General features: G+C 44.8%; 29 protein-coding genes and 1 riboswitch. Of the genes, 10 read left to right on the top strand and 19 right to left on the bottom strand.

Translation table 11 applies throughout. The features are described from left to right. Nucleotides 1-295: 295 nt before the first annotated feature. On the top strand, nt 296-850 hold the full coding sequence (locus FQV28_RS04595; protein WP_146494402.1) for a universal stress protein: 555 nt from the start codon (nt 296-298) through the stop codon (nt 848-850). 50 nt (nt 851-900) lie between these two features. On the opposite strand, the gene FQV28_RS04590 is transcribed toward FQV28_RS04595, so the two are convergent. After that, nucleotides 901-1,836: an NADP-dependent oxidoreductase gene (locus FQV28_RS04590; protein ID WP_146494401.1), complete on the bottom strand. Its 936-nt coding sequence runs from the start codon at nt 1,834-1,836 to the stop codon at nt 901-903. A gap of 116 nt (nt 1,837-1,952) precedes the next feature. Next, complete coding sequence (locus FQV28_RS04585; protein ID WP_146494400.1) at nt 1,953-2,468, bottom strand: GNAT family N-acetyltransferase; 516 nt, start codon at nt 2,466-2,468, stop codon at nt 1,953-1,955. 139 nt (nt 2,469-2,607) lie between these two features. Between FQV28_RS04585 and FQV28_RS04580 the strand changes: the two genes are divergently transcribed. The 3 genes from FQV28_RS04580 to FQV28_RS04570 are packed head-to-tail and all read left to right on the top strand — an operon-like array spanning nt 2,608 to nt 5,722. Then, a complete protein-coding gene (locus FQV28_RS04580) occupies nt 2,608-3,510 on the top strand; it encodes a DoxX-like family protein (RefSeq protein ID WP_146494399.1) in 903 nt (300 codons plus the stop codon). 12 nt (nt 3,511-3,522) lie between these two features. After that, the gene (locus FQV28_RS04575) at nt 3,523-4,134 is read left to right on the top strand and encodes a DUF4166 domain-containing protein (protein WP_146494398.1); all 612 of its coding nucleotides are present in this window, start codon (nt 3,523-3,525) and stop codon (nt 4,132-4,134) included. Next, entirely contained in the window at nt 4,124-5,722 is a 1,599-nt protein-coding gene (locus FQV28_RS04570) for a YndJ family protein (protein WP_146494397.1), read from the top strand. The genes FQV28_RS04575 and FQV28_RS04570 overlap by 11 nt, the downstream gene beginning before the upstream one ends. A gap of 282 nt (nt 5,723-6,004) precedes the next feature. Here the strand turns inward: FQV28_RS04570 and FQV28_RS04560 are convergent, their stop codons facing one another. The 3 genes from FQV28_RS04560 to FQV28_RS04555 form a co-directional block, all read right to left on the bottom strand. Then, nucleotides 6,005-6,322, bottom strand: coding sequence for a DUF4362 domain-containing protein (locus tag FQV28_RS04560; RefSeq protein ID WP_186763782.1), 318 nt, complete (start codon nt 6,320-6,322; stop codon nt 6,005-6,007). Further along, nucleotides 6,301-6,474: a hypothetical protein gene (locus tag FQV28_RS19125; protein ID WP_186763781.1), complete on the bottom strand. Its 174-nt coding sequence runs from the start codon at nt 6,472-6,474 to the stop codon at nt 6,301-6,303. The genes FQV28_RS04560 and FQV28_RS19125 overlap by 22 nt, the downstream gene beginning before the upstream one ends. 63 nt (nt 6,475-6,537) lie before the next feature. Beyond that, a complete protein-coding gene (locus FQV28_RS04555) occupies nt 6,538-7,920 on the bottom strand; it encodes a M1 family metallopeptidase (protein ID WP_146494395.1) in 1,383 nt (460 codons plus the stop codon). 168 nt (nt 7,921-8,088) lie between these two features. Beyond that, a riboswitch (PreQ1 riboswitch) is annotated at nt 8,089-8,132 on the top strand. A 7-nt stretch (nt 8,133-8,139) separates the two neighbouring features. Between FQV28_RS04555 and queC the strand changes: the two genes are divergently transcribed. From queC to queE, 3 genes are read left to right on the top strand one after another with little or no spacing between them, the layout of a single operon-like run. Continuing rightward, nucleotides 8,140-8,805 (top strand): 7-cyano-7-deazaguanine synthase QueC, encoded by a 666-nt coding sequence (queC, locus tag FQV28_RS04550; RefSeq protein ID WP_146494394.1) that lies wholly within the window; start codon nt 8,140-8,142, stop codon nt 8,803-8,805. Continuing rightward, complete coding sequence (gene queD / locus FQV28_RS04545) at nt 8,802-9,227, top strand: 6-carboxytetrahydropterin synthase QueD (protein WP_146494393.1); 426 nt, start codon at nt 8,802-8,804, stop codon at nt 9,225-9,227. Before queC ends, queD begins: the two co-directional genes overlap by 4 nt. Beyond that, nucleotides 9,224-9,931 carry a 7-carboxy-7-deazaguanine synthase QueE gene (gene queE / locus FQV28_RS04540; RefSeq protein ID WP_146494392.1) on the top strand — a complete coding sequence of 236 codons (708 nt, stop codon included), beginning with the start codon at nt 9,224-9,226 and terminating at the stop codon, nt 9,929-9,931. The genes queD and queE overlap by 4 nt, the downstream gene beginning before the upstream one ends. 34 nt (nt 9,932-9,965) lie before the next feature. Here queE and FQV28_RS04535 read toward each other — a convergent pair whose 3' ends face one another. From FQV28_RS04535 to FQV28_RS04525, 3 genes are read right to left on the bottom strand one after another with little or no spacing between them, the layout of a single operon-like run. Continuing rightward, nucleotides 9,966-10,172 carry a hypothetical protein gene (locus tag FQV28_RS04535; RefSeq protein WP_146494391.1) on the bottom strand — a complete coding sequence of 69 codons (207 nt, stop codon included), beginning with the start codon at nt 10,170-10,172 and terminating at the stop codon, nt 9,966-9,968. Nucleotides 10,173-10,187: 15 nt separating this feature from the next. Further along, nucleotides 10,188-11,531, bottom strand: coding sequence for an FAD-dependent oxidoreductase (locus tag FQV28_RS04530; protein WP_146494390.1), 1,344 nt, complete (start codon nt 11,529-11,531; stop codon nt 10,188-10,190). A 41-nt stretch (nt 11,532-11,572) separates the two neighbouring features. Further along, entirely contained in the window at nt 11,573-12,022 is a 450-nt protein-coding gene (locus tag FQV28_RS04525) for a MarR family winged helix-turn-helix transcriptional regulator (protein WP_146494389.1), read from the bottom strand. Between the two features lie 95 nt (nt 12,023-12,117). Here FQV28_RS04525 and FQV28_RS04520 point away from each other — a divergent pair, with 95 nt between their 5' ends. Further along, on the top strand, nt 12,118-12,615 hold the full coding sequence (locus tag FQV28_RS04520) for a GNAT family N-acetyltransferase (RefSeq protein ID WP_146494388.1): 498 nt from the start codon (nt 12,118-12,120) through the stop codon (nt 12,613-12,615). Nucleotides 12,616-12,711: 96 nt separating this feature from the next. On the opposite strand, the gene FQV28_RS04515 is transcribed toward FQV28_RS04520, so the two are convergent. The 11 genes from FQV28_RS04515 to ezrA all read right to left on the bottom strand — a co-directional run bounded on the left by FQV28_RS04515 (nt 12,712) and on the right by ezrA (nt 24,634). Next, nucleotides 12,712-13,980, bottom strand: a complete 1,269-nt coding sequence (locus tag FQV28_RS04515; RefSeq protein ID WP_255472805.1) for a mechanosensitive ion channel — start codon at nt 13,978-13,980, stop codon at nt 12,712-12,714. Between the two features lie 275 nt (nt 13,981-14,255). Further along, entirely contained in the window at nt 14,256-14,441 is a 186-nt protein-coding gene (locus FQV28_RS04510; RefSeq protein ID WP_146494387.1) for a hypothetical protein, read from the bottom strand. 76 nt (nt 14,442-14,517) lie between these two features. Next, nucleotides 14,518-15,441 carry a class I SAM-dependent methyltransferase gene (locus FQV28_RS04505; RefSeq protein WP_146494386.1) on the bottom strand — a complete coding sequence of 308 codons (924 nt, stop codon included), beginning with the start codon at nt 15,439-15,441 and terminating at the stop codon, nt 14,518-14,520. A 57-nt stretch (nt 15,442-15,498) separates the two neighbouring features. Then, nucleotides 15,499-16,005 carry a thiol peroxidase gene (gene tpx / locus FQV28_RS04500; protein ID WP_146494385.1) on the bottom strand — a complete coding sequence of 169 codons (507 nt, stop codon included), beginning with the start codon at nt 16,003-16,005 and terminating at the stop codon, nt 15,499-15,501. Nucleotides 16,006-16,048: 43 nt separating this feature from the next. Next, nucleotides 16,049-16,627: an RDD family protein gene (locus tag FQV28_RS04495; RefSeq protein WP_255472804.1), complete on the bottom strand. Its 579-nt coding sequence runs from the start codon at nt 16,625-16,627 to the stop codon at nt 16,049-16,051. A 13-nt stretch (nt 16,628-16,640) separates the two neighbouring features. Next, on the bottom strand, nt 16,641-17,654 hold the full coding sequence (gene sppA / locus FQV28_RS04490) for a signal peptide peptidase SppA (protein ID WP_146494384.1): 1,014 nt from the start codon (nt 17,652-17,654) through the stop codon (nt 16,641-16,643). A 75-nt stretch (nt 17,655-17,729) separates the two neighbouring features. Beyond that, on the bottom strand, nt 17,730-18,626 hold the full coding sequence (gene rarD, locus FQV28_RS04485; RefSeq protein WP_186763780.1) for an EamA family transporter RarD: 897 nt from the start codon (nt 18,624-18,626) through the stop codon (nt 17,730-17,732). 212 nt (nt 18,627-18,838) lie between these two features. Beyond that, on the bottom strand, nt 18,839-20,413 hold the full coding sequence (gene mbcS / locus FQV28_RS04480) for an acyl-CoA synthetase MbcS (RefSeq protein ID WP_146494942.1): 1,575 nt from the start codon (nt 20,411-20,413) through the stop codon (nt 18,839-18,841). A gap of 141 nt (nt 20,414-20,554) precedes the next feature. Beyond that, nucleotides 20,555-21,763 (bottom strand): tRNA uracil 4-sulfurtransferase ThiI, encoded by a 1,209-nt coding sequence (gene thiI / locus FQV28_RS04475; RefSeq protein WP_146494382.1) that lies wholly within the window; start codon nt 21,761-21,763, stop codon nt 20,555-20,557. 5 nt (nt 21,764-21,768) lie between these two features. After that, entirely contained in the window at nt 21,769-22,872 is a 1,104-nt protein-coding gene (locus tag FQV28_RS04470; RefSeq protein ID WP_146494381.1) for a cysteine desulfurase family protein, read from the bottom strand. A gap of 58 nt (nt 22,873-22,930) precedes the next feature. Then, complete coding sequence (gene ezrA / locus FQV28_RS04465) at nt 22,931-24,634, bottom strand: septation ring formation regulator EzrA (RefSeq protein WP_146494380.1); 1,704 nt, start codon at nt 24,632-24,634, stop codon at nt 22,931-22,933. A gap of 151 nt (nt 24,635-24,785) precedes the next feature. Between ezrA and hisJ the strand changes: the two genes are divergently transcribed. Both hisJ and FQV28_RS04455 read left to right on the top strand, forming a co-directional pair. Beyond that, nucleotides 24,786-25,592, top strand: coding sequence for a histidinol-phosphatase HisJ (gene hisJ / locus FQV28_RS04460; protein ID WP_146494379.1), 807 nt, complete (start codon nt 24,786-24,788; stop codon nt 25,590-25,592). A 13-nt stretch (nt 25,593-25,605) separates the two neighbouring features. After that, the gene (locus FQV28_RS04455; protein WP_146494378.1) at nt 25,606-26,085 is read left to right on the top strand and encodes a GAF domain-containing protein; all 480 of its coding nucleotides are present in this window, start codon (nt 25,606-25,608) and stop codon (nt 26,083-26,085) included. Nucleotides 26,086-26,290: the final 205 nt, after the last annotated feature.

Genomic DNA, 26,290 nt, shown 5'->3' with positions numbered 1-26,290 from the left:
CATTAATTTAAAATAATATGTACATGTAAACGCTTAATATCACAGAGCAAATCCATTTTATCAGATATTCCATAATTTCGCTTTAATTATTTTAAAACAAAGCAAGTTTGTCTTTATGCTAACTTTATACACCAAAGAACACAGAAAGCTTTTGTATGACATTCTGCGAATTCAGTTATATCGATATAGTAAATACGTTTCTTTTTACAAAAAGCTCCTTAAAAAGTGGCAAAAAAGAAGGAACAGGTCAAACATCTAGCGAATTTTATATACAAGAAAAAGGGAGGAATGTGCTATGACTTTAAAGTATTCGCAAATCTTAGTGGCGGTAGACGGGTCAAAAGAAGCTGAATGGGCTTTCAAGAAATCGGTCGGCATCGCAAAAAGAAACAATGCAACTTTAAATTTGGCAAACATCATTGACACCCGGTCCTTCGCGGCCATCGAAGCTTATGACCGCTCGATTGCTGATCGCGCTCAACGGTTTGCAGAAGATTTGCTGGATAATTACAAGAAAGAAGCGATGGACGCGGGAGTCCGAAGCGTCAATACATTAGTCGACTATGGTTCTCCCAAAACCCTTATTTCCAGAGATATTGCTGGGCGCGTTAATGCGGACTTGATTGTTTGTGGGGCTACCGGATTAAATGCAGTAGAACGGTTTTTGATCGGCAGTGTCTCAGAACATATCGTCCGGTCGGCCAAGTGTGATGTGCTCGTCGTCCGCACAGAAGAACCATACGATGAAATTCCGGCAGATTACGAAACCAGCAGCATTGATCAAAATCCCGAGGATAGCAACCGCCGCAGCAGCGACTATAAAGTTGGCGAAGATATCGGCCGGCGCTGACCCCAAAAAAGCAAGCAGCGAGTCACCGCTGCTTGCTTTTTTATCGTTGCTTATTTAATCTGAATCACTAACTTCCCTTGAGCATGATTGGTTTCGCTTATTTTATGGGCATTTTTCAAACCTTTCTCGGTAAATTCAAATGTCTCGCCGATGACTGCTTTCAATTGGCCCGATTCATATAAATCCGCGAGTTTTTGCAGCTTTTCCCCGTCCGGTTCAAGAAAGAAATAGCGGATTTCCACTTCATACTTTTCCGCTTCCCCTTCTGTTGCCGGTTCAACAATCGATACCAGCATTCCTTTCTTTTTCAATACGCCAAAGCTTTTCGTTCGAGTCTCCCCGCCGATTGTATCCAGCACAATATCAAACTCGCTGAGAACTTCGCTGAAATCTTCGTTTTTATAGTCGATGACCCGGTCAGCTCCCAGCGACTGGAGCAATTCCGCGTTTTTGGAGCTGGCAGTTGTCGCGACATATGCGCCAAAACTTTTGGCGATTTGTATTGCGAATGTCCCGACGCCTCCAGCTCCCGCATGAATAAGAACCTTGTCGCCTTCCTTTACCCCGGCAATTTCAACAAGCCCTTCCCATGCAGTCAATCCCGTTAACGGAATCGCTGCTCCTTCTTCAAAACTCATGGTGTCCGGCATCTTCGCAAGCAAATGCTCTTCTACCGGCACATATTCTGCATATGTGCCTTGGCGTGTTGTCAACGGCCTCGTAATAACCCGGTCGCCTTCCCTGAACTTAGTGACATTGTCTCCGGTTTCCACAACAACACCAGCAGCATCCCAACCAAGGATAATCGGAAACTCGAATGGCAGCATCTCTTTTAGATACCCTTCCCGCAATTTCCAATCAATCGGATTTATGGAAGTCGCATGAATTTCAAGCAGAACTTGATCGTTATTGATTGCCGGACGCGCCACTTCGCGTTCTTTCAACTCTTCAATTCCACCATACTGTTCGATTACTATTGCTTTCATGGACGATTCCCCTTTCTTTACCGTATGCATATACCCGGCAATTTGTGATTGTATGCAGCATATAGCGGTAGCATCAAAATTCGTTGGTCGTTATAGTGAACCCTTCTTCTTGCACTTTATGTGGGGAAAATCTGCCGGATATTGTCCCAGGCATACACCAATTCATTCAGATTGGTTCCAGCTATTTTTATCGATATATTATCAATTTCCTTTGCTCCAAGCGCTTCATAAAAAGAGCGTGAACTATTGTCTTCCAGCCCCAGAACGACCATGCCGTCAATATTCTGTTGCTGCAACTGCTCGATGACTGGCTGGACCAATGCTTTTCCTAAGCCTCGGCGCTGGTATTCTTCTAAAATGTAAATAGCATAAAGTTCACCGATATGCTTTGGGTAATTTCCGCTTCTCTCCGGCCCGCCAGTGGAAAATCCGACAATCTCTCCATCTTTTCCCTCTGCTACAAAAACTTCGCTGCTTTCCATATTATTCAACCAAAGTAGTTCGCGTTGCTCGTATGACAGACTAGTTAAATAGCTGGCAGGAAGAATTTGCGCATAAGTGGTTTTCCAGCTGTCTACATGAACTTTTGCTATTCCTTTGGCGTCAGATATAACAGCTCTTCTAATTTTCATCCCATCGCCTCATTTTCTTAAGTTTAAAACCCAAAACTTTTCGCACGAATTTTCTGTCCTTGATTTCCATACAAGTTTTCTATTAGTTTAGGTCCTTTTAACTACTCCCTATGCTAAGCTTATCAAAGGAGGAGCAATTATGAAAATTAAACCTATTTATGTAGAGATTGATATTCAATCTGATATGGAAAGTTTATGGAAGGCTACACAGACGCCAAAACTTCATGAACAATGGGATCTCCGTTTTTCATCCATCACATATTTGCCGAAAGAAGAAAACGAGACCCAGCATTTTTTATATCAAACAGTGATAGGCCTGGGTTTAGCCATCGCCGGCTGGGGGAAAAGCATCGGTTCATTTGACGGCAAAGACGGATCGAGAACTTCGTCCCTGCACTTTGGCACTGAACAGCCTATGTCTATCATCCGTGAAGGGAAAGGCTATTGGAAATACCGGACACATGCAAATTCAGTCAACTTTCTAACACAATATGATTACAACGTGAATTGGGGGAAAATCGGCCGATTTGTTGATTTTTTCTTTTTTCGCCCTGCCATAGGATGGGCTACTGCATTGAGCTTTGATGTTTTGAAAAGATGGCTGGAAAAGGGTGAAACTCCCGCTCCCCAATACATACGTTTTTTCAGTTCTTGGCTGATCGCTTTTCTATTCTCTTTTGTTTGGATTTACCAAGGTCTCGTCCCAAAACTGCTAGGGCTGCATCCTCAGGAAGTATCGATGGCACAAAGTTTGCTTGGAACTTCCGCCAGCCAGGCGGAATCAGCCGTCTTATTGATCGGGGTAGCCGAAATATTGTTCGGTTGCATTTGGTTCTTATATAAAGACAAACGGAAGTTATTCGGGCTTCAATTGGTGCTTTTTCCAGCCTTGACCGTTTCGGCATTTCTAGCAGAATCTGCGTCTTTTGTCCATCCATTCAATCCATTGACATTCAATTTAGCGCTTTTCGTACTTTCAATCATCGGATTTGGGCTAAGCAAAAATTTGCCTACTGCCCGGAGCTGCAAACGTAAACGATAAGGAGAATTCGGGATGTCCATATACAAAGAAGTATTAGGAAGCCAATTTAACGAACTCCACCCCATGCTCCAAAAAAGATACGAATTGCCTGACACGTCGCCTTTCAAAGCAAATGGCGTCATGAAAAATATCACCCGCGGATCAAGTTGGCTGTTGCCTCTTTTTTTAATCGGTGCAAAACGGAAGTTTTTATTTCCGGAATCGGGAACTGATATTCCGTTTACGATCATCAACACAAGACAAAAAGGCGCAAACGGCGAAGAACAAGTATTCTGGGAGCGGACGTTCTTTTTTCCAAACAAAACGAGGAGCTTCAATGCACTGATGAGCCGCAATTCCAAAAGCAAAATAGTGAAAGACTATTTGGGGGAGCCACCCCTGTTTTATTCGGAGTTGGCGTTTTTTGTATCGCCGGAAGGCCATATGCGAATTCAATCCCTTAAGCAGCGGATCGTTCTTGGCCCTATTGAAATTCCACTGCCGAAGTTGCTTCAAGGCGCCACAAAGGTGACAGAAGGATATTCAGAAGAAAAAGGCGTCTTCACGATTGATGTCCAGATTACGAATCCGTTTTTGGGCCTCTTATTTTCATACGAAGGAGAATTCAAAGCGCATGAACTTTAAACTGCTCCTGCTCCTACATGCCGCCTTATTTTTTATAAGTGTATTATTCATCTCTGGACCTTGGTATTTTTTGATGCTGACAGCTGCCCAGTTACTTTTTGTTCCACTTTTACTGCTGATTGTGACAAACAAAGAAGATTTCATATACAGGCATTATTTTTTCATCGCAGCTCCAGCCCTTCTTGCCGTCTGCTTGCTGCAAATCACCGGGTCAACCAAGTGGGACGGAGTTTTAGCTTTTCTTTATTTAATCTATACTTTGCTGGTTGCTTGGACCGGACTTCAACGTTTTCTCCATAGGGGCTTTAGCGATTTGGAGGAATTCGCACTTGATGCCGCCATGATTTTTTTGGCGATTGGCGGTGCTTGGTTTTTCGCTTATGAAGCGGGACTCGAAACAGGCTTTTCTCCGATTATCACCTGGCTGACCGGCATTCATTTTCACTATTCCGCTTTCTTGCTGCCGGTTTTCGCCGGATTTCTTGGACGTTCAACAAAGACACGCTTGTATAAGATTGCGTGTACGCTTATCTTAATCAATCCCATTGTTCTTGCTTTTGGCATTACCTTCTCACGGTGGGTTGAGTTTTTTTCAGTTCTGCTTTATATCTTTGCAATTTACAGCCTTATCTATCTATCGTTCAAAGCCCCCTTTTTTAGCTCTTGGCAAAAATGGCTCGTCCGTTTATCATTCGGGTCTTTAGGAATCGCGATTCTTTTTTCTTTGTTATACGCCTATGGAAATTCTTTTGGCCCCAATTCTGTCAGTATCGGCTTTATGCTCCAATTCCATGGTTTCTTTAATGCAGTGGGGTTTGCTTTATGCGGGTTTATCGGCTGGGCTGTTCACCCTCCGGCACCTAAGGCGATAAAAAAAGGATTTCCAGTCAGTAAAATCAGAGGAAGACAGACGGTAGGCCAACAACTGGTGAAGGATTATACGGATCCAACGAAAACATTTGCCTGTTTGGTGGATGATATGGCGGCTTATGGACCGGCCGTCAACTCAAAAACACTGCCTTATGTCATCCGTGATTTTTATGAGAACACAGGCCGTTACCGCTTGTTTGCGGAAGTGCAGTGGCATGCTTGGTTCAAACCTTTTGCCCGCATATATCGGCTGATGAGCCGCAGCATGCAGCAATTGAATTTGCCGCTCTCCAACAATCAAATCGAAATGACAGGCTCTATTACAGCGCTGGATCAAGCGTCAGACGGCCGAAAGCTCCCCAGGGCATGGCTTCGCAAAATAGACGAAGAAGTGATTTTTGTCGCTCTGTATTCTATCCACCAGACAAAGGGCCGGGCCTATATGAATGTAGCGCTGCCTCTTCCGGGGGCGTCCATGATCGGCATTCTGGAATTAGAGCAGCAAGGTGAAAAGCTGCTGCTGACAAGCTGCGGGGATGCAGCTTCCGATGCTGGAATTTATTTGGCGGCATCACAGTATCTCTTTAAACTTCCATTAAGAGAGCGGTTTTTGCTAGAGGAAACACACTCTGGCTGCCTAAGAGCCATTCATAAAATGAAGATTTTTTCATTGCCGTTTCTTACGATAGATTATGTGATCGAACCTAAAGATGAATGAAAAGGAGAAGGACTATGGAAATCATTTTAGCAAGCGCTTTTTCAGCATTACTCATTTTTATGACGGTTTTTTTATCTTATTAAGGCTTTTACTATCTTCTTTCAGCGAAAAGAAATTTCACGCAGGAAATTCTTTGGTTTTTCTGCCGCTTCCATCTTCATTGGGTTAGCGGCTGCTTCCCTATTGCCTTTTGGCTATGCGAAAATTTTGGCGGATATTTACTAGTACTTCAATAAGAAAGGGCCGGTTCTAAAAATATAGAACCGGCCCTTTTCAAATTCGTTATTTCCACTTCGCCAAAACTATTATATCCCCGTCTCCTTCGTTACAGCCTTCAAGCACATAGTCAATTTGTTCTGCTGATTCGGCTTCTTTGATTGTCTTGCACATTATTTCTGTAACTTTTCCAGAGCCGAATTGGTCTTTCGTGGAATCGACAACTAACTTTATCATCGAGCCGTCAAAAATAAGTTCATTGCCAATTGGATCGCCTTCTGTAGTAAAAGATATAATGTTAATCCGATCTTTTTTCTCTAATGTCACATTTTTTAAAAAAGCGGTAAAGCGCTCTTCGTTCGTCAGTTCTCCGTGCCGGTCCAACACGGTGTCTTCGGGGCTGTTATCTTTTTCGCTTCTGCATTTCCTTTTTCAACTACCGCATTTCCTTTTCCATCTTCTACTGCCCCGTTAGCTTGGCAAGCTGAAAAAATCACCAAAGCCACTATCCATCCGAACAACAAACCTCTTTTCAAGCCAGTCACCTTCTTTTTTCAATTAAACGAAGCGGAAAAATTAAGATTACAGATTCTCCAGATTTATTGCAGCCAATCCTCGAAAAACCCACTATGGTCTTCTCCAAAATACTCATTAAAGAACCTTTTAAAAGTTTCAGTGTCTACATTCTGGAATTGATATTCTTTGTAGTAGGCCGCTAAAAACCCGAATGCTTCTTCTCGGCCCTGACCGTCAAAAAAATCCCTTAGAATAAGCGGGGTTTTCCCATAAATCGTGGCGTAATATTCCGTTTCCCCATATTCGTCTAATGGGAGGTTGCTGAACTTATTGGTGTCGTAGTATTCCGCCATGAACACAGCTGATTCGAAGCCGTATTCCCCGCTATCATATCGGTCCTCTAAAAATAGGGCCGTTGCATATTCAGTAATGCTTTCGTCGACCCATGCATGCTCAAAAGGGTCGTTTGCCACGAGGAAATAAAACCATTGATGGCCAATTTCATGGACAAGCACGCTTTCTAAATTTTCCTTGTCAGATGCGACTTCTATGGCATTCGGGTATTCCATATAGCCGTCATTTGCGATAATGTCCAGCTCCTGAAACGGATTGTCCCCTATTTTTTCTTCAAAATAACTGTATGCATCGACCGCAAGCTCTGCAGTTTCCTCGGTTATATCCGACCCAACCGGCAAAAACATCCGCAATGTTGTATCGTTCGCTTGTCTCGTTTCAGTCGTCCATTCTTCCGGATCCATGAGCGCCATATAAAAATCTTTGATGTTTTCGCCTTGAACTGTTCCACTAGAACTTGGACTAATTTTTCCGTCGTCTGCTGAAGTTGCCACATAAAACTCCCCGGGCAGTTCATATTCCACTGTAAAGTCGCTGTAAGATGTGTGGTAAGATTCACCTTTTGGATCAAAATCCTCAATGGTCCAGCCGTCTTGATAAAAAGCGAGCATTGGATACCATTGCGCCAGATAATAATTGTTTCCGTTCCGGGACAGGCGTATTCCGTCTTCCGACAGTGACATCGTATAAACTATCTTGAGCAGCTGTTTTTCACCCGGTTGCATTTCTTCGTCCAGTTGGACCAGTAATTTGTTGTTCGTCAACTCATACTGCAGTGCTCCTGCTTCATTCGTTATTGAGGAAATATTCGAGTCTGCCGGGTCTTGTATGAGCTCTGGCAGCACTTCCTCGTCATTCGCATTCGGAATAAAATAAAAACCGATCGTTTCCCACACGTCTTCCGAATGATTCACTATGTCGATTTCCGCAGTAATTTGGAATTGCCCTTCTTCATCCAATACCACTTTGAGCCCGTAGGAAGCACTGGCTTCCGGATCCAGTTCACCTTCTTCCGGCCCAGTTTTCATTTGCGGCAAAACAAAAGTCAGCAGGCCAATAGAAACAATTACGGTAACCACGATTCCAATTAGCCAACTTTTCTTTCTGCTCATTTCCATCCCTCCTGTTGTTGCTTTTCTTTTACAGTGTTGTGCTTTCTCACTTATCCAAATATTACCTGGAACCCTTATTGTTCACAATGGACCGCGGTTGATATTAATTGTATTCTTAAAGTTCTTTTTAACACCAACAACGAGCCTGTGGTATTATTGACAGTGTTCGAAAAAGAGGTTCGCAAACTCCCTCTCAAAAAAACTAAGGAGTCAGATAAAATGAAAAATGAAAAAGCGGTTGTCGTCTTCAGCGGCGGCCAAGACAGCACAACATGCCTTTTTTGGGCATTGAAAAATTTTAGCGAAGTTGCGACAGTAACATTTGATTACGGCCAACGCCATTCCGCTGAGATCGAAGTAGCGCGTAATATTGCAAAAGAACTCGGCGTGACTTTCAAAGTATTGGATATGACATTGATCAACCAATTGTCAGCCAATGCACTGACACGTGATGATATTGACATCACGGCTGAAGAAGGTGAATTGCCATCCACTTTCGTTCCAGGGAGAAACTTACTGTTTCTGTCCTTTGCGGCGGTTTATGCTGATGCCATCGGATCGCGCCATTTGATCACAGGTGTAAGCGAGACCGATTTCAGCGGTTATCCGGATTGCCGGGATACATTTATTCGTTCATTGAACGTATCATTAAACTTGGCAATGGATAAGCAATTCATCATTCATACTCCGTTAATGTGGCTCGATAAAGCTGGCGTTTGGGAATTGTCCGACCAGCTCAGCGCCTTGGAATTTGTCCAGGAAAAAACGTTGACGTGCTATGAAGGCATCCCGAGCACCGGCTGCGGCGAATGCCCTTCTTGTAAACTGCGGAACGAAGGCTTGAAAACATATTTAGAGCAAAAAGCGGCAGGTGCCATGAAATGATGCAGCAATTTTACCCATCTATTCCCCATCCTTACCGTTTTGAACTGAATAAAGATATGAATTTTTCCGCTGCACATTTCATCCCAAGCGAGGAAGCAGGGAAATGCCAGGCGGTCCACGGGCATACGTACCATGTCAACGTCACGATCGGCGGCAATGAACTCGATCCGATCGGGTTTTTGATCGATTTTAAACTGCTAAAAGATATTGTCCATAAAAAATATGACCATTCGGTTTTGAATGATCATCCGGAATTCAAAGACAAGTTTCCGACCACAGAACTTTTGGCGGAACAGATCTGGATTTCAATCCAGGATGTACTCAATACCCGTGGCAACAAACCGAAATGCCTCCAGGTGATTGTCCGAGAAACGCCGACGAGCTATGTTGTCTACCGTCCGAGACAGGAGGACTTAGCATGAAGATTCCGGTAATGGAAGTGTTCGGTCCGACAATCCAAGGCGAAGGCATGGTTATGGGGCAAAAAACGATGTTCGTCCGCACGGCCGGCTGTGATTATTCGTGCGCTTGGTGCGACTCCAGTTTTACATGGGACGGCACCGGCAAAAGCGTTTCCAAACAGCCGCAAGAAATTATAGAAGAACTGCGGCAAATCGGCGGAGATGCCTTCTCCCATGTGACAATTTCCGGCGGCAATCCAGCCCTTCATAAAGGAATTGGCGAACTGGTCGATTTATGCCACCAGAACGGCTGGAAAGTTGCAGTTGAAACGCAAGGCTCTATGTGGCAAGATTGGCTTCGCAACATTGATGACATCACGCTGTCGCCGAAACCGCCAAGTTCTGGCATGAAAACCGATTTCGGCAAATTAGATTTCTTCATGGAGAACTTGATTGGTGCGAATGCCAGTTTAAAAGTGGTAATTTTTGATGAAGATGATTTCAAGTACGCGGAAAAGGTTCATATGCGTTATCCGGAGGTTCCGTTCTTTCTGCAGACCGGCAATAGCGATACAATCACAACCGACGATGCCCGGCTTGTAAAAGATTTATTGGAACGCTACGAATGGTTGATCGACCATTCCGTCCGTTCCCCGATCATGAACGATGCCAAAGTTTTGCCGCAGCTTCATACGCTTGTATGGGGAAATAAACGCGGTGTATAAAAAGGATGAAAGGCAAAGCTGCCTTTCATCCTTTTTAATTTTTATTTTCCTTTAAGCCATCTATGGCTGCCATAAAACTTTCATATGTCGAGGAACCATATTGATTCCGGTTGTTCTTGAAAAATGTTTTTAACATGTAAGTTTCTGCTTGTTTTAAAGTGCAGCTTCTGGAATTCATGACCAGCGACAAATAAGAGCGGAAATAATCCGGTTTTAAATTCCCTCCATGATTGACGGTCATTGCTTCGTCTCCCCTTTAGCAGCAAAGTGCCGGCGAACTTCCGGCTTTGGCTTTCGTGTTTATGCTGCAGACCCCGGTTTCAGGCAGTTCCAAGCGAACTTCCCTTGCCCCTGCTGCATCCCCTGTCAAATAGGCTACAATTGATCGAACCTGCTCATAGCCTGTCGCCATTAAAAATGTCGGCGCCCGTCCATAGCTTTTCATGCCGACGATATAAAAATCTTTCTCCGGCTGCCTTAATTCTGCTTCACCATGCGGCCGGACCGTGCCGCAGCTATGGATGTTCGGATCAATAAGCGGAGCAATCGCTTTGACGCTTTCCGTCACTGGGTCGATAGCCAAACGGATTTCCGATAAGAATGAAAAATCCGGCCGGCTGCCGGCATTGACGATCAGCTGATTCAATCCTTCGATGGAATGAGGCATTCCATTCCATTCACCGGACAGTGTAAGGGAGCCAGCTTTCTTTTCAACAGCGTGAATGCGGTAAGGAGCCATCGCTCTTACGGCACTTGAATCGACTAATTGATGAATCTGGGAACCAAGTTGCCCTCTCGCTTCAAGTGCGTCCTTTTCTTCCCCGCCATACGCATCTTCCACTCTTTCTTTCCGGAGGATCCAGGTTATTTCGGCCGTCGTCTTTGCAAGATCCAGAATTGTATTGATCGCTGAATGACCGCCTCCGATGACCCCTACTCGCTTTCCATCGAAAATCCCCCGATCTTTTCCGGCAATGTCCGGGATTCCATAGTAAATGTGGTCCACGGAAGCTGTTTCCTCAGGTGTCCAGACTCCGGCAGCATGGGCAGGATTCGGCTGTCCCCAAGTACCGGTTGCATCGATGACGGCTCTCGCTTCAATTTGTCTGACAGCGCCTTCACAGTTTTCAACATGGAGCACGAAAGACGTTTCCTCGCGGCGTTCCGTCTTCATCTTATCCAGCCCTTTTTTATGAACAGCTAATACCTTCGTATTCAGCTGGATATGGGGTTTGATTTCCGGAAGCGCAGCCAACTTGTCCAAATACCTTTCGACCAGCTCCTTGCCAGTCGGCAATTCTTCATCACAAGGTGCATCCCATTCAGCTCTTTCCAATAAACTTCTCGCCGCTTGGTCTATATTGTATTTCCACGGGGAGAACAACCGGACATGGCCCCATTGCAGCACATGCTCCCCTGCTTGTCCACCTGCTTCCAGCACAACAAAACGTTCGCCTGCTTTCGCCAAATGGGCGGCAGCAGCCAATCCGACCGGACCCGCTCCAATAACGGCTACAGGCAACTCCACGGGTTTTTTTGAGGGTAAATTCCATTGGACAGGAATAGGTTTAGCCGAACAACATGATGATTGAATGGTCATTTCACTTCCCCTCCTCTAAATAGTTGATTTTTGCAAGTATTTTATTTAAAAATCGGTTTACAGCAGACCAATGATTTTGCCATTGCTTCGTTCAACACCTTCATTGAATGCAAAACCGTTTCTTGTTCGAATGGGCTTAGATGGGAGAAAATTTCATCCAGATGCTGTTCCATGCTTTCATTGACTGCCCCCGCGACAAACTTCCCTTCTGTTGTCAGCGTCAATAGAAAGATCCGCTTATCAGTGGACGACGGCTTTTTTTGGACCATATTCATTTTGGCCAGCGTCTGGATTTGACGGCTGAATGTTGAAATATCGATGCCTAAAGTTTCAGCCACTTCTTGCATTGAAGGGGCTGGACGTTTGTCGATTTCATATAAGATATGGCTTTGGACAAGCGTAATTTCCTGCCCGCCTACCATGCAGCTGTTTTTGTTGAGCAAGCCAAACCGTTTCACCATGGTTTGAAAAACTTCTCTTTTTGATTCCATGTGTATCACCTCGACATTAGAATAAAACTATTATTTGCATTTTGCAACTATTTTATTTAAAATACTTTTAACAATCTTTATGGGGAGGTTTTGCAATGGCCTACACTATTCGAATTCTGGAAGAAAAAGATTGGCCTGCAGTGAAACGGATTTACGAACACGGCATGGAAACAAAAAACGCTACATTTGAAACCGAAGCTCCTCTTTACGAGCAGTGGATCAGCCAGTCCCCTTCTGCTTGCCGGCTTGTTTTTGAAAAAGACGGGAAAATTCACGGCTGGTGCAAGATCAGCCGGGTCTCCACTCGGAAAGTCTATTGCGGTGTAGGTGAAATAAGCGTTTATATTGACCCTGCCCAAAAAGGAAAAGGGCTTGGAACCTTGTTGCTGCAGGAACTGATCCGCCAATCCGAGAAGGAAGGATTCTGGACACTGCAGGCAGCTATTTTTCCGGAAAACGAGGCAAGCATTCAACTGCATCTGAAAAATGGCTTCCGGGTTGTTGGCATACGCGAGCGAATTGGCAAGCGTGACGGCGTTTGGCGGGATAATGTCTTTATGGAAAGGCGCAGCAAAATTGTCGGAGTGGATTGAAATAGCTGGCAGTGAAATGTGGATTTTCATGGCCGCTTTTATTTCACTATAAAAAGCCCATTGTTTCCGAAGAAACAATGGGCTTCTAAATTTGAATTACACTCCATCAGTTGGCGGCTTTTTGTTTTCTGCTTGCGATTTTGCTTCAAAACGTTCCAATTGGCGTTTGGCAAAATCCCGGCCGCCGATACCGAACGCTACTGCGAATGCTACAGACAATCCGGCAATGATGAATAGGAATGCTGTGTTGACGATGCTTGTCGCAAAGTTCAACTGGTCTAGCGTCATGAATACCGCAATAATCATAATTGCATATTTCACAATGGCCCCCATGACGCGGTTGCCTGATGCCTGGACGATATAATTGCCCAATAAGTTACCGCCAACTAAACCAAGGCCAAGAATAATCAATGCGCTTAGAATGTTTGGCAAGTAGCTGATAACTGAAGATCCGATATTATTCAATACATCCAATTGAAGCACATTCAATGCTTCAACTGTAAAGAAAATGATGATCAATGTCTGGACGACTTTTCCAATAATGTTCGCCAAATCAAATGATGGGGTATTGGCGCGGCTTCCTGTATTCAAGTACTTGGAAACATTGTCAATCCCCGTGCCTTTCAACAGGTTCGCTAAGAGGTCTCCGATAAATTTACCGATTGCAACCCCTACAAGGATCAAAATGATGGCTACGAAAATATTCGGAATCATGTTCAATACTTGGTTCAGCATTGCTGTGATCGGCTGTGCAATCGTGTCAATGTTCAGCGTTTCCAATGCAATTGTCACAATGGGAATCAAGACAAGAATGAATACCACATTGCCTAACACGTTAGCCAATGTATTTTTGTCGCTGCCTGACATACTTTGTGCACTTCCGCTTTTGTTCGTCAGCTTGTTGAACCATTTGTCGATGTTGATTGTGGACAAAATAGTAACCACAAGATTTTTAACGAACTTGGCAACAAAGTAGCCGATAGCAAGAATGAAAATTGCTGTCAGCAAGTTCGGCAGGAACCCTAAAAATTTGTTCATCATGTTCGTGATCGGCGCAGCAACGGTTTCCATGCGTAATTGGTCAAGAACGCTCGGGAGGAAAAGAATAAAGACCAGGTAATAGAAAATTTTCCCGATCGACTTCAGCTTGCTATCTGCGTCTCGTTCATCAGCAGCCATATGGCCTCTGACCATGGCGCGTCTAGCCCCTAACTTTCTTAATCCTTTTGTGAAAATGGCTCTGACGATGCTTGCAACAATCCAGGCCACAATTAGCAGCAGGATCGCTCCAATGACATTCGGCAGAAAGTTCACGATTGTCGTGAACATGTCGCGAAACGCTCCAGACACTTGATTCATATTCATCTTTTAATCTCCCTTCTATTTATGAGTTTAGTTTGCGGTACTACTTCAATATTCCCATATGGTCTTTTAACAAACCAAAAATATTTTATTCTTTTCAAAATTCTGACTTTTATATACAAATTACCTATAAATTTATACAACCCTTCAACTCGTACATTTTACTGTTAATCTACTTTACAAGTTTAATGCGCAGTTTGCTGAAGCTAAAAGTGCATCACCAGTGTTTTATCCCTGTTTCAATCCAAATAAAAAACCGGCACTTTGGCCGGTTTTTCTTACACGCCCATTTTGCGGCGTGTGTTGCTCACTTTTTTCGTTTGCTGGCTTTTCATTTTTTTGGTTTCCTTCGAGCTGTTGTTTCCGCCTTGGTTATTGGAAGCTTGGTTTTTCTTAGCTTCCAACTGGCGTTTTACCGCTTCCTGCAAACTCATTTTTTTAGGAGCCTCATTTGATTCAGTCATCTGCCATCCCTCTTTTCTGTTAAAAATTCCATTTTCAGATTGCTCTATACTTTTAGTATACCACAATTGCCTGATTCTATTCTTTATTTTCTTTGAACCAGCCGCCGACTTGCGAGAAGAACTTAGCCATTGAATCTGGCTTGGACATGTTTGGAACGCGCGCAAGCAGAACTTCCTTCGGCGCTTTTACGCCATCTTTTTTCTTCTGCAAGATCAAAATGCCTTTTGCGTGTGCCGAATTTTTAAATAGCGTATCCGGCAATTCCATGACCGCTTGGATATGTGCGTGCTTTTTCAAGTATTTATGCAGTTGCGGAGCTTGCGGTGATTCGAATAACGCTTTTGGAATCACAAAAAATAAATACCCGCCTTCGACTGTATGCTTTAAAGATTGTTCGATAAACAAATGGTGCGCATACGACATGCCTTCTTCTGCTTTCAGTTCGAACAAACCGGCATTGTCATCGTCTGGATAATAGCCGACCGGCAAGTCGGAGACCACGGCATCAACCGGATCGATCAACAGCGGCTGCAATGCGTCTTGCAGATACAATGTGATGGGCTGCTCGACAAGATTGCCGGCATTTGAAGCCAAACGGATCAGCAAATCATCAAGCTCTACGCCTGCTCCTGTTATTCGGCCGTCCAAATAATTCATCACCGTCAACAACAGATTGCCGGTACCGACAGCCGGGTCCAAAATGGTCAGCTGCTTTTCTTTTAAAAACAATTCCACCAAATACCCCATCAACAAGCCCAGCGCATCAGGTGTCATTTGGTGGTGCGGTTGGACATGTTCTTTCATGCCCTTCAACACGGCCAATTGGATCGCCTTTCGTATATCTTCTTTGCCGGCTTGCCCGTCTGGCTGTATATGCCCATCAAGCCAGTTTTCGGTCACAGCCAACAAGCTTTCCAAATAAGGAAGGTCTTGTTCTTTTTGGATTGCCGTCGCATTTGCATCAATAAAATTAAAAACCTTTTCCATAGTTGAATTCATAACTCTTTTCTCCGTCCTCAATAAGGAAACCCACTCGGGAAGAGTGGGTTTCTTGTATTAGTTTGTTAGTGCTTTGACTGCTTCAATCGCTTTATCGTAATTAGGATGGTCCGTTCCTTCAGGCACATATTCCACATAAGCTACACGGCCATCTTCATCGATGACGAAAATAGAGCGGGCCAACAGCCGCAGTTCTTGCATTGTTACGCCGTATGCTTCACCGAATGACAAATCCCGGTGGTCTGATACGGTTGTGATGCCTTCCGTCCCATTTTCCTCTACCCATCGTCTTTGGGCAAAAGGCAAGTCGGCGGATACCGTCAGCACTTCTACATTATCGCCGAAAGAAGCTGCTGCTTTTTCAAAGCGCTTTGTCTGAAGCGAGCAAACGCCCGTATCGAGTGAAGGAACCACACTGATCAACCGGACTTTTCCGGCGCTGTCCTCCAATGTCACAGGGCTTAGATCGTTCGCAAGAACAGTAAAACTTGGTGCTTGGTCGCCTACCTTCACTTCTCGGCCCGGCAACGTTACCGGATTTTGCTTGAATGTGATTTGTACCAAATCATAACGCCTCCCTAATTCTTCTCTTCACTTTACAATCTTACTAAAACGCTTCTGTCTTATGCAACTCAGAGCTTTCATGCTTCCGCTTTTGCATCACCGTCTGCTTTCGGTATGACTCTTCATGGACAACCGTCGTATCGGCGATAAAATCGTGAACGCCTTGTTTTAGTGGGGTAAAGCCGACAATCCAGTACAGCGGCCAAATTGTTGCTGAAAGAAAACGGCCGATCCATTCACGGAACAAAAGAGTGCCCCATGACAATTCATCATTTTTCAACGAGACGACGCGGATGCCCATAATCATCTTGCCGACTGTCTGTTTGAAAAACTTCGTCATCAAGACAAAGTAGCTATAAAAGACGATGGCTGAAAGAATCGTATAAGGCGCGTACCATGCTGCAGCATTGGTATCAAGTCCAAAGAGCGCAAATATCGGCTTGATTAAGATAGACGTCACCGCAAACACAACAAGGAGGTCGACGACATATGCCCAGAATCGGACCCAAAAGCCAGCTGGCTTTCTTTCATAAAACAAAACTTCTTCGTAGCTTGGTGCCTGTGGTTGCAATGGCGCAGGTTGCATGTCAGCGCGCATTTCTTCATTGCTTTGTTCTGCCATAACTCGATCCTCCTTATTTTTCGCCGTATAAGTACATCATCCGCGGAGAATTATACTCAGAGAATAATTTCCCCAACAATTTGGATTCCACATCATTGCCGAAGAAAGAATTGATTTTCATCGAAAGCAATGAACCCCATCCTTCCGAAACGCCATACTCAAACACTTCCGCATCACCTAAGTCAAAATCGCTTTTAATGCTGGCAATTACATCTTCTTCAAAACCGAAATCATCGGCCAGTCCGATTTCCACCGCTTGGCGGCCGCTCATAATGCGCCCATCCGCGAATTCTTTAACTTCACTCTCGGACATATTGCGCCCTTCTTCAATAATGTCTACAAACGATTCATACGATTCATTCAGCATTTCCTGCAGAAGTTCGCGTTCTTCATCAGTCATATCGCGTGTTGGGCTCATGATGTCTTTGAACGGTCCGGATTTGATTGTTACAAAATCGACGCCGTAACGCTCAGCGAGGTCGGCGTAATTGACGCTTTCCATGATGACACCGATCGATCCAGTCAAAGTTTCTTCGTTCACGAAAATCTTCTCAGCCGGAGCTGAAATGTAGTAGCCGCCCGACGCTGCAGTGGCTCCCATCGATACGTAGATCGGCTTTTGCGCTTCATCCTGGATTTCTTTGATTTTGTCGTAAATCTCAGCCGATTCTACAACACCGCCGCCTGGCGAGTTGACTTTAAGCATGATGGCCTTTACTGTATCATCTTGTTTTACCTGTGCTAATTGCTCCATAAAAAAGCTATGGTTATAGCCGGATGAACCAAATAGCGGCGAAGCTTCACCGGTATCTTGGATAACTCCATCTACATTTAAAACGGCAATCCGCGAATCCATGTTTCCTTCTTCAATCACGTATTCCATATAGCCTGAATCAGTCGGGGCCATTAACTCAGCCAACCCAGCGTCCATATCCGTTTGGAATAACGCAAAGGCCGAATTGATGACAAGCGACACTCCTAACAATACTGCTGCTGCAACAAGTGCAATCCATCTTTTGGTGTTCATTTACACATTCCCTCCTCTATCTCTTCTCTATTACTATACGGCAATAACCGCAGAATGTTTCATTTGATTTTATGATCATGCTGCAGCTTTGACTTTATTTTTCTTCGATCCTCTTACTTGGATGATTTTAGAAGCCGTGAATAGGACCAACGCGCACCAAATTAATGAGAAGGAAATCAATTCGATCAACCCGAACGATTCACCATAAATCAAGACACCGATGAGGAGCATCAGCGACGGTGCGATGTATTGCAAAAAGCCGATCATATACAGCGGGATAAGCTGGGCTCCTGTAGCAAATAGCACCAGCGGCAAAGCCGTAGCTGCACCACTCAAGATGAGCAGCAGATCCGTCGAGCCGCTTCCGTGCAAGAAGGCTGCCTGGTTCGTATAAAAGAGATATACATAGTAGCCGATCGCTACAGGCAGCACGAACAATGTCTCAAGTGCCAACCCTCGCAGTGCATTGAGCTTGATCGTCTTTTTAAGCAAGCCGTAGAAAGCGAACGAAAAGGCCATGCCAAATGCCAGCCACGGAAAAGTGCCGTAAGAAACCGTCATGATGACCACTCCGACAGCAGCCAAAACGAATGCCGCTTTGGTGGCTGGGGTCAGCTTTTCTTTCAAGAAGAAAACTCCAAGCAACACCGAAACGAGCGGATTCACATAATAGCCGAGGCTAGTCTCGACAATGCGGTCATTGGTTACCGCGAAAATATATAAGAACCAGTTTATTGTGATCAAGTATGAAGCAGCCATTAACGAGAAAAACATCTTCTTTGATTGCCACAGCGTTTTTATATCAGCAAGCAACGGCTTGCCGCCTTTCACCAAAAAAATAAATGCCAAGGTCAACCAAAAAGCCCAGAAGATGCGCGCCGTTAAGATCTCATCGCTTCCCACATTTCCTACTTGCTTCCAGTAAATCGGCAAGAAGCCCCAAATCATATAAGTTAAAATTGTATAAATCATGCCTTTTCTTTCCTCTGCCACGCTTTTTGCACCACTCTTTTTTTTATTTTGCCTTTCGAAATAACAAAGATAATTATATGCCCGCGCATAGCGAAAGTAAACCTTGCGGAACCGTATTTGGACAGTATTGCAGTTCACATGAAAGCAACGTCCAGAGCAGACAGAATAATAAAAAGGATTCCGGAAAATGAATTCCGGAATCCTGAAATCGCTTATTTTTTATTTTGCTCCAGCTGGCGCAATTCCACCCGCCGTATTTTACCTGAAGCTGTCTTCGGCAATTCCTGCAAGAATTCGACAGCCCTCGGATATTTGTAAGGAGCTGTCAGATTCTTTACATGTTCCTGCAATTCCTTGACCAGTTCTTCTGATGGCTCAGTACCTGCAACAGGAACGACGAACGCTTTGACGATTGTCCCCCGGATTTCATCCGGTGAGGCGACTACTGCACATTCCTGGACAGCTGGATGTTTGACGAGCGCATCTTCCACTTCGAATGGCCCAATGGTGTAGCCCGAGGAAATAATGATGTCATCGCTGCGCCCTTCAAACCAAAAGTAGCCGTCCTCATCTTTTGATGCTTTGTCTCCTGTTACGTAATAATCGCCGCGGAACTGCATTTTCGTCCGCTCATCGTCCTTGAAGTATCCTTTGAACAATGCCGGTGTTTCAACATGGACTGCAATGTCGCCCACTTCTCCTGCCGCTGCGGGCTCACCATATTCGTTGATGATTTCCACCCGGTTTCCTGGCGTCGGTTTTCCCATTGAACCGATGCGGATTTCCATGCCTTTCATTACGCCAACCAGCAATGTATTTTCGGTTTGGCCATAGCCATCACGAACTTCAAGGCCAAAATGTTCCTTAAAAACATTGATGACTTCCGCGTTCAGCGGTTCGCCTGCAGACACAGCACTATGCAGTGCTGACAAATCAAACGATGACAAGTTCTTCTGCTTCGCCATCAGACGGTATTCAGTCGGGGTACAGCATAGTACATTGATTTTGCGCCGCTCCAAAATTTGCAAATAGGTCTCCGGGTCAAATTTTCCGTTATAGACAAAACCGGTCGCGCCGCTTCCAAGCGTCGCAACAAACGGGCTCCAGATCCACTTTTGCCAGCCAGGGCTAGCGGTGGCCCATACCAAGTCGCCTTCCTTTGCCCCAAGCCAGTGCTCAGCGGAGGTACGAAGATGCGCATAGGCCCAACCATGGCTGTGGACAGCACCTTTCGGATTTCCGGTCGTACCTGATGTATAAGATAAAAATGCCATATCGCTATTCTTTGTGTCAGCTGTTTCGAATTGATCGGATGCGTTTTGCATCTCTGCTGTCAAAGAGATCCATGAACTGTCGGACTGTCCGATAACGAATTTTGTAACGCTGCTCATTTCCTTCACATCGGCAAACTGGTCCATGAACGGCTCGTAGGCAATGACGGCTTTCGCTTCACTATGGTTCAAGCGATAAGAGATATCTTTTGTGCGCAGCATTTCGGAACTCGGGATAACGACCAGCCCTGCTTTTAACGCACCAATATATGCTTCATAAGCTTCAATCAGCCTAGGGACCATAACCAATACAACGTCCCCTTTTGTCAATCCTGCTTTGCGGAAACTGTTTGCCGCCTGATTCGCACGCTTGATTAATTCATCATATGTAATTTGCTTTTCCTCACCTTTATCGTTTTCCCAGACAATCGCTGGTTTGCCGTCTCCGGTCGTAAACTTTTCAATTTCTTGAACCAAATTATAAGATTCAGGCGCCAACAATTCTTCTCTTTTTATCATAGTTCTCCCCCTCGATACGTCTTTTAGAATCCATGTTATTTATTATACCGGAAGAGTTTTATTATTCAAAATAATTTAACAACTAAATAGCGTTTTTGCTTTGCTAAACCAAATGAAAAAGCCGCCGGAAAGGCGGCTTTAAAGCAAATCATCGAACACAGGCTCAGGTTTCTTAACTTGCGGGAATTTCACAGTTTCACGCTGGTCCACTGCTTCTTGAATCAGTTCGTCGAAAGAGACGAAGTTCTCGTAATACTCAACTTTGTCGAGCTTCGGCTTGGTTTTCGGATTGGCAGGCGTAAAAATGGTGCAGCAATCCTCAAAGGGGCGTATAGATATTTCATAAGTCCCTATTTTCTGGGCCGTTTCAATGATGTCCAACTTGTCCAGAGCAATTAATGGCCGGAGCACCGGTGTGTGGGTCACTGCGTTGATGGCGTTCAAACTTTCCAAGGTTTGGCTGGCCACTTGCCCGAGGCTTTCTCCAGTTATAATCGCCTTGCAATTCGTTTCTTCCAGCACTTTATCCGCCACACGCATCATCATGCGCCGCGTTGATGTCATCGTGATATTGTCCGGAACTTGCTTATGCACTTCTTGCTGCAGCTTGGTGAATGGAATGATGTGCAAATTGACAGACGAACCAAACTGGCTCAGTTTCTCTGCCAGATCAAACACTTTTTCTTTCGCCCGGTCATTGGTGAATGGTGGACTGAAAAAGTGGATCAGCTCCAGGCGAACTCCCCGTTTTAGCATATGGTAGCCGGCAACTGGGCTGTCGATCCCGCCTGACAACATAAGCAGTCCTTTTCCGCCGGCTCCGACCGGCAAACCGCCCGCTCCTAAAATGACTTCCGCCATCATATAGGCTGCTTCTTCGCGAATTTCCACTTTCAGTTCGATGTCGGGTTTCTGCATCTGGACGGACAGCTCTGGAAAGCTGCGCAGCACATGCGAACCAATTTCATGCATGATTTCTAATTTTTCAAACGGAAACGCTTTATTAGGGCGTTTAACCGTCACTTTAAACGTTTTGCCTGCGCGATCAAGTTTTTCAACAACGCGGAACGCTGTTTGTTTCATCGCCTCTAAATCCAGTTCAACTTCAGTTACTGGACTGAATGACTGGATGCCAAACACGTTGGGCAGCCGGCGGATTGCTTGTTCGATCTCCGCTTCGTTGTCTGAAGCGATATACATTCGGTCTCTTTCTGCCTTGATGCGAATGCCGCTCAAGTCTGCAAATGTTTGCCGTACATTATCACGCAAACGCCCAATAAAAGAATTACGGTTTTTTCCTTTGGTTGATAACTCCCCGTACCGGACGAGGATTTGGTTTGTCTTCATGCTGGTCATACTCCTTTGATCAAACGGTTGACCCGTTCAAATGCTTTCTTGAAATGACGGATATCCTGTTGTGTCGTAAAAGCTCCAAAACTAATCCGGATCACACCATCTTTATAATCTCGAGGCACCCCGATCGCTTCGATCACGTGGCTAGCTTCACGGCTTTTCGATGAGCACGCACTTGAAGTCGAAACGATGATGCCTTCTTTTTGCATACCGGAAACAAGAATTTCTCCTTTTATCCCTTTTGCCGCTACTGACAAAATATGCGGTGCGCCATCTTCAGGACTGACCACCATTATATTAGGATAACTCCAAAAAAATTCCCGCAGGTCATTGTTCCACTTTTTATGAGCTGGATTTGCCTCAGCCAAGCGCAGAGCTTTTGCTAACGCGGCAGCATGCGGTACAGAGACGGTTCCGCTTCTCAATCCCGCTTCTTGCCCTCCGCCGGCCAGTATGGCTTTTAATTCCACATCGTTAAACGCCAACACGCCGCTCCCTTTTAACCCATGGATTTTATGGGCTGACATTGTCAATAAATCCGGCATCGCGGTTTGGTCAAATGACAGCTTCCCGATGCTTTGAACTCCATCCACGTGGAAAAATGTCCGGGTATTTTTCAATAGACGGGCGATATCGGCAATGGGGTGGGTTGTGCCGATTTCGTTGTTGACGTGCATGAGGCTCACCAGAATCGTATCGCTTCTTAAGGCATTCTTCAACTCATTAAGACTCAGGCGCCCGAAACGGTCGACAGGCAAGCGTGTGATTTCAAAGCCCTGTTCTTCAAGAACTTTCAAGCTGTTCAATACCGAAGGATGTTCGGTTTCCGCTGTAATGATATGCTTGCCGCGTGACTGGTAGGCATGCGCTGTCCCAAAAATCGCTAAATTATTCGATTCTGTCCCACCAGATGTAAAGACTACATGCTTCATGTTCAAAAGGCCGGCAATTTGTGCACGGGCTTTTTCAAGCAGATCTTCCGCGGCATTCCCCATTTGGTGCAATGAAGCTGGATTGGCATAAAATTGTTCGTTTGCTTTAACAAATGCATCCAGTATTTCTTTTTTTGGTTTTGTAGTTGCGCTATTATCTAGATAAATCATTGTGCCACCTCCGAAAAGAAAACCACCAGCTTGGGGGCTGGTGGTTTCTTTTAATGTTTTACGTATGCCAAGCCTCATCTTTTGCCAGCACTTCAATGCGCTTCATCGAACCAGGCTCAAAATCCTCAACTGCAGTAGCCGCTTCTTCCAGCGCTTTTGAATAACGCAGCTGCCGGAAAGATTCTTCGGCTTCCATTAATTTCGCATTCATTTGTGGATTGGTTTTGCGGAAGCGATTTCCGTATTGGATAATACGTTCAATCAGTCTTACATTTTCCACCATTTCATTCGCTTTTTCTTCCACTTCGTCTACGCATTTTTCAGCTTTCACCAAATAATTGTCGACAAGCTTCATATTCAGCGGCACTTCTTGCAACCCTTGCATAGTTACAAACAAATGCTCTTCCGCTTCTTCCAAACGGACATCCATTTCTTCGGGAATGCCCGGCATATTCGCTTTGTGGAGCATTCTGTCAGTTTCTTGCAGCGTCCGCTTGAGTTTCTCTAATTTGGCGCGCGCTTCATGTTCATCAATTCTCAAGCTCTTTAGTGAATCCGTAAGATTGCTTTGAGTCTGATCGACTTTCACCAATTCCTCACGAATCTCTATTAATTCTTCAGCCAAGTGGGAATATGCAGATTGATCTTCATTCAAACGGGATTCAAGCAAGTCGAACCGTTTGTGCAATTCCTCTATCTTCTGTTGGCAGGCTTTCGGAATGGCCGCATCGCTTTCGGAGATCTTATAGCTTAACTGGACAACAGCACATTCATCTGCCATATCGCGGGTGTCTCTAGAAACAACTTCCAGCTGGTTGGCTATCCCGAGCTTATGCTGATCGACATAGTGTTTCGCTTCAACTTCCCGTTCCAGAAGTTCGTAGAAAGAATCGATTTTCTCTTTCATTTCTTCCACTTTCACTTTTGTCTCTTCAATAGTCAATTCAGCAATATCCTGTTTTAAGACAACAAGTTCTTCTTCCATTCTATCAAGTTGCGGCGTCAATTCCAGGTGATTTAAATAGTAGGACTGGCTTTCCATTTCACGTTGGCCACTTCGCAGTTCATGGATAGAGGATGGAATCCGTGATTGCACTTCCGATAACAACGGCGGAATATCATCAATCAGCGAGAAGACACGCTTGCTTTCTTCAACGAGGCCCATGACGATTTCCCGGGCTTTCAAGTAATTTCCTTCTGCAGTCAGCTTGTCGTATTCATTGAACAATGGCGTAAACGATTCCAGCTTTTTCTCAAGAGGAACAGCAGCCGCACCGAAGGAATGTTGATGCGCAAGCAAACTCTTGCGCGCTTGGCGGTACTGGTCTTTCATCAATTCCATCTCGCTGCGGTTTTTCTCTTCGCTGCCAATTAAATCTTCCAGTTCAACCAAGATTTCAGTCATTTGCTGATCGACTTTTTCTATTTTGGTTTCTATGTCGTGTTCAATTGCAGTCGCTTTTCCGAATTTGAAATGTTCGATGGCGTCTTCAGCATCAAACATCGCAGCGTCGATCTTCGGAATATGTACATCCATAACTTCAGTCCATATGTTACGCCAACGTTCGAACATTTCTTCCGTTTGGCCGTTCATGTTCAACTGTTTCACTTTTGTCAATTCTTCAAGTATCGGTTTGTTTTGTATTTGCAGTTTTAACTGTTCCAAGCGTTCAATTTCCGCGTAATGCTTTTTGCGAAACAAAAAGCCGAGGATAATCAGCGCTAATAGAATGATGACCGCAATGATGATATACTTCATCATAAGTCATATAGCCTCCTGTTCAAAATCCATTTCCAGCTTAAAGTAAATGCATTTCATGATTCTTTCATTTTAACATGTATTTTATCTTTTTGTTTGCCAATTTAAGAGAAATGGATAAATATTTTTTAAGTAAAAGAAAGCAGGTGTTTTTATGAAACGGGATGGACACATTCATACACCCTTTTGTCCCCATGGAACGAAAGATCCACTTGAACTTTACATAGAAAAAGCGATTGTGTCTGGCTTCACAGACATTTCGTTTACCGAACACGCTCCCCTCCCCTCTTCTTTCACTGATCCGACACCTTTGAAAGACAGTGGAATGAGCCTAAAAGAATTATACCCGTATATTGACGCTATAGCCAAAGCAAAAGATGCATACCAAAAAGACCTGCGGATCCGAATCGGGCTTGAAGTGGATTTCATCGAAGGATTTGAACAAGAAACGCGATCGTTTTTAGATGAAGTCGGCCCCCTATTGGATGACGCTATTTTATCAGTGCACTTTTTGAAAATGGGCGGTCACTACCATTGCCTGGATTACAGCAAAGAAGTTTTCGCAGAAATCTGTGCTGATGCTGGATCGGTTCAAAGTGTCTATGATTTGTATTATAAAACAGTCGAAGCTTCCATTTCCGCTGATCTCGGCGCTTACAAGCCGGTGCGGATCGGCCATCCAACACTCGTCCATAAATTCCAGCTGGCACACGGCGAAAAGATTGATGACAGTGCTGAAATTGAACGGGTCCTTCAAACCATCGCTGCAGCCGGATATGAAATCGACTTGAACAGCGCCGGCTTTTCCAAACCGGAGTGCCTGGAATCTTATCCTCCGGAACGCTATATAACAAGAGCGAAAGAGCTCGGCATCCCGCTTGTTTTCGGTTCCGATGCCCACAGCGCCAAAGGCTTGCATAACCATTACAGCAAGCTTTATAATAATGAAATCTTAAAATGAAATGAGGTTGCTTATGTTTACCCAAACAAGTTACAGCGGCACAAGCACAGACCAATACAACCTGCTTGGCAAACAATTAGACGCATTATTGACTGGCGAATCGAATCAGACTGCAAATTTGAGCAACGCTTCCGCTTTGTTGAACCAGTTTCTTGAACGGATCAACTGGGTCGGTTTTTATTTGATGGAAAACGGTGAATTGGTTCTTGGGCCATTCCAAGGGCTGCCTGCCTGCGTCCGCATTAAAATCGGCAAAGGTGTATGCGGCACAGCGGTTGCCGAAAAGAAAACCATGCTGATTGACAATGTCCATGAATTTCCTGGGCACATCGCATGCGACGCCGCTTCCCAATCGGAAATCGTTATTCCACTCATCAAGGACGGAGAAGTGATCGGTGTTCTCGATATCGACAGCCCGGAACTTAGCCGCTTCTCAAAAGAAGACCAAGAAGGTTTGGAACATTTTACAGAAGTCTTGCTGAAGCATCTATAAACAAAAGGCCTGGAACTTAAAAGTTCCAGGCCTTTTCAGGCTGTCGAGAAACTCTCGGCAGCTTTTTTCATTTCGCTTCAGGCGGACGCTTTCTTATCAGTAGTCAAGCCTTTTTCTTTTACAGAAGAGGGGAATGAGGGAAGCGTAGGCAGCGGGCTTTCCGTTCCGGCGCTCGCTTTCCGCGGGCACGGCCTTAGCCGCTTCA

Source organism: Planomicrobium sp. CPCC 101079 (assembly GCF_007859275.1).
Lineage (GTDB): Bacteria > Bacillota > Bacilli > Bacillales_A > Planococcaceae > Planococcus.
Note: the sequence above shows the minus strand (reverse complement) of the source record. Positions and strands in the feature narration are given on the sequence as shown.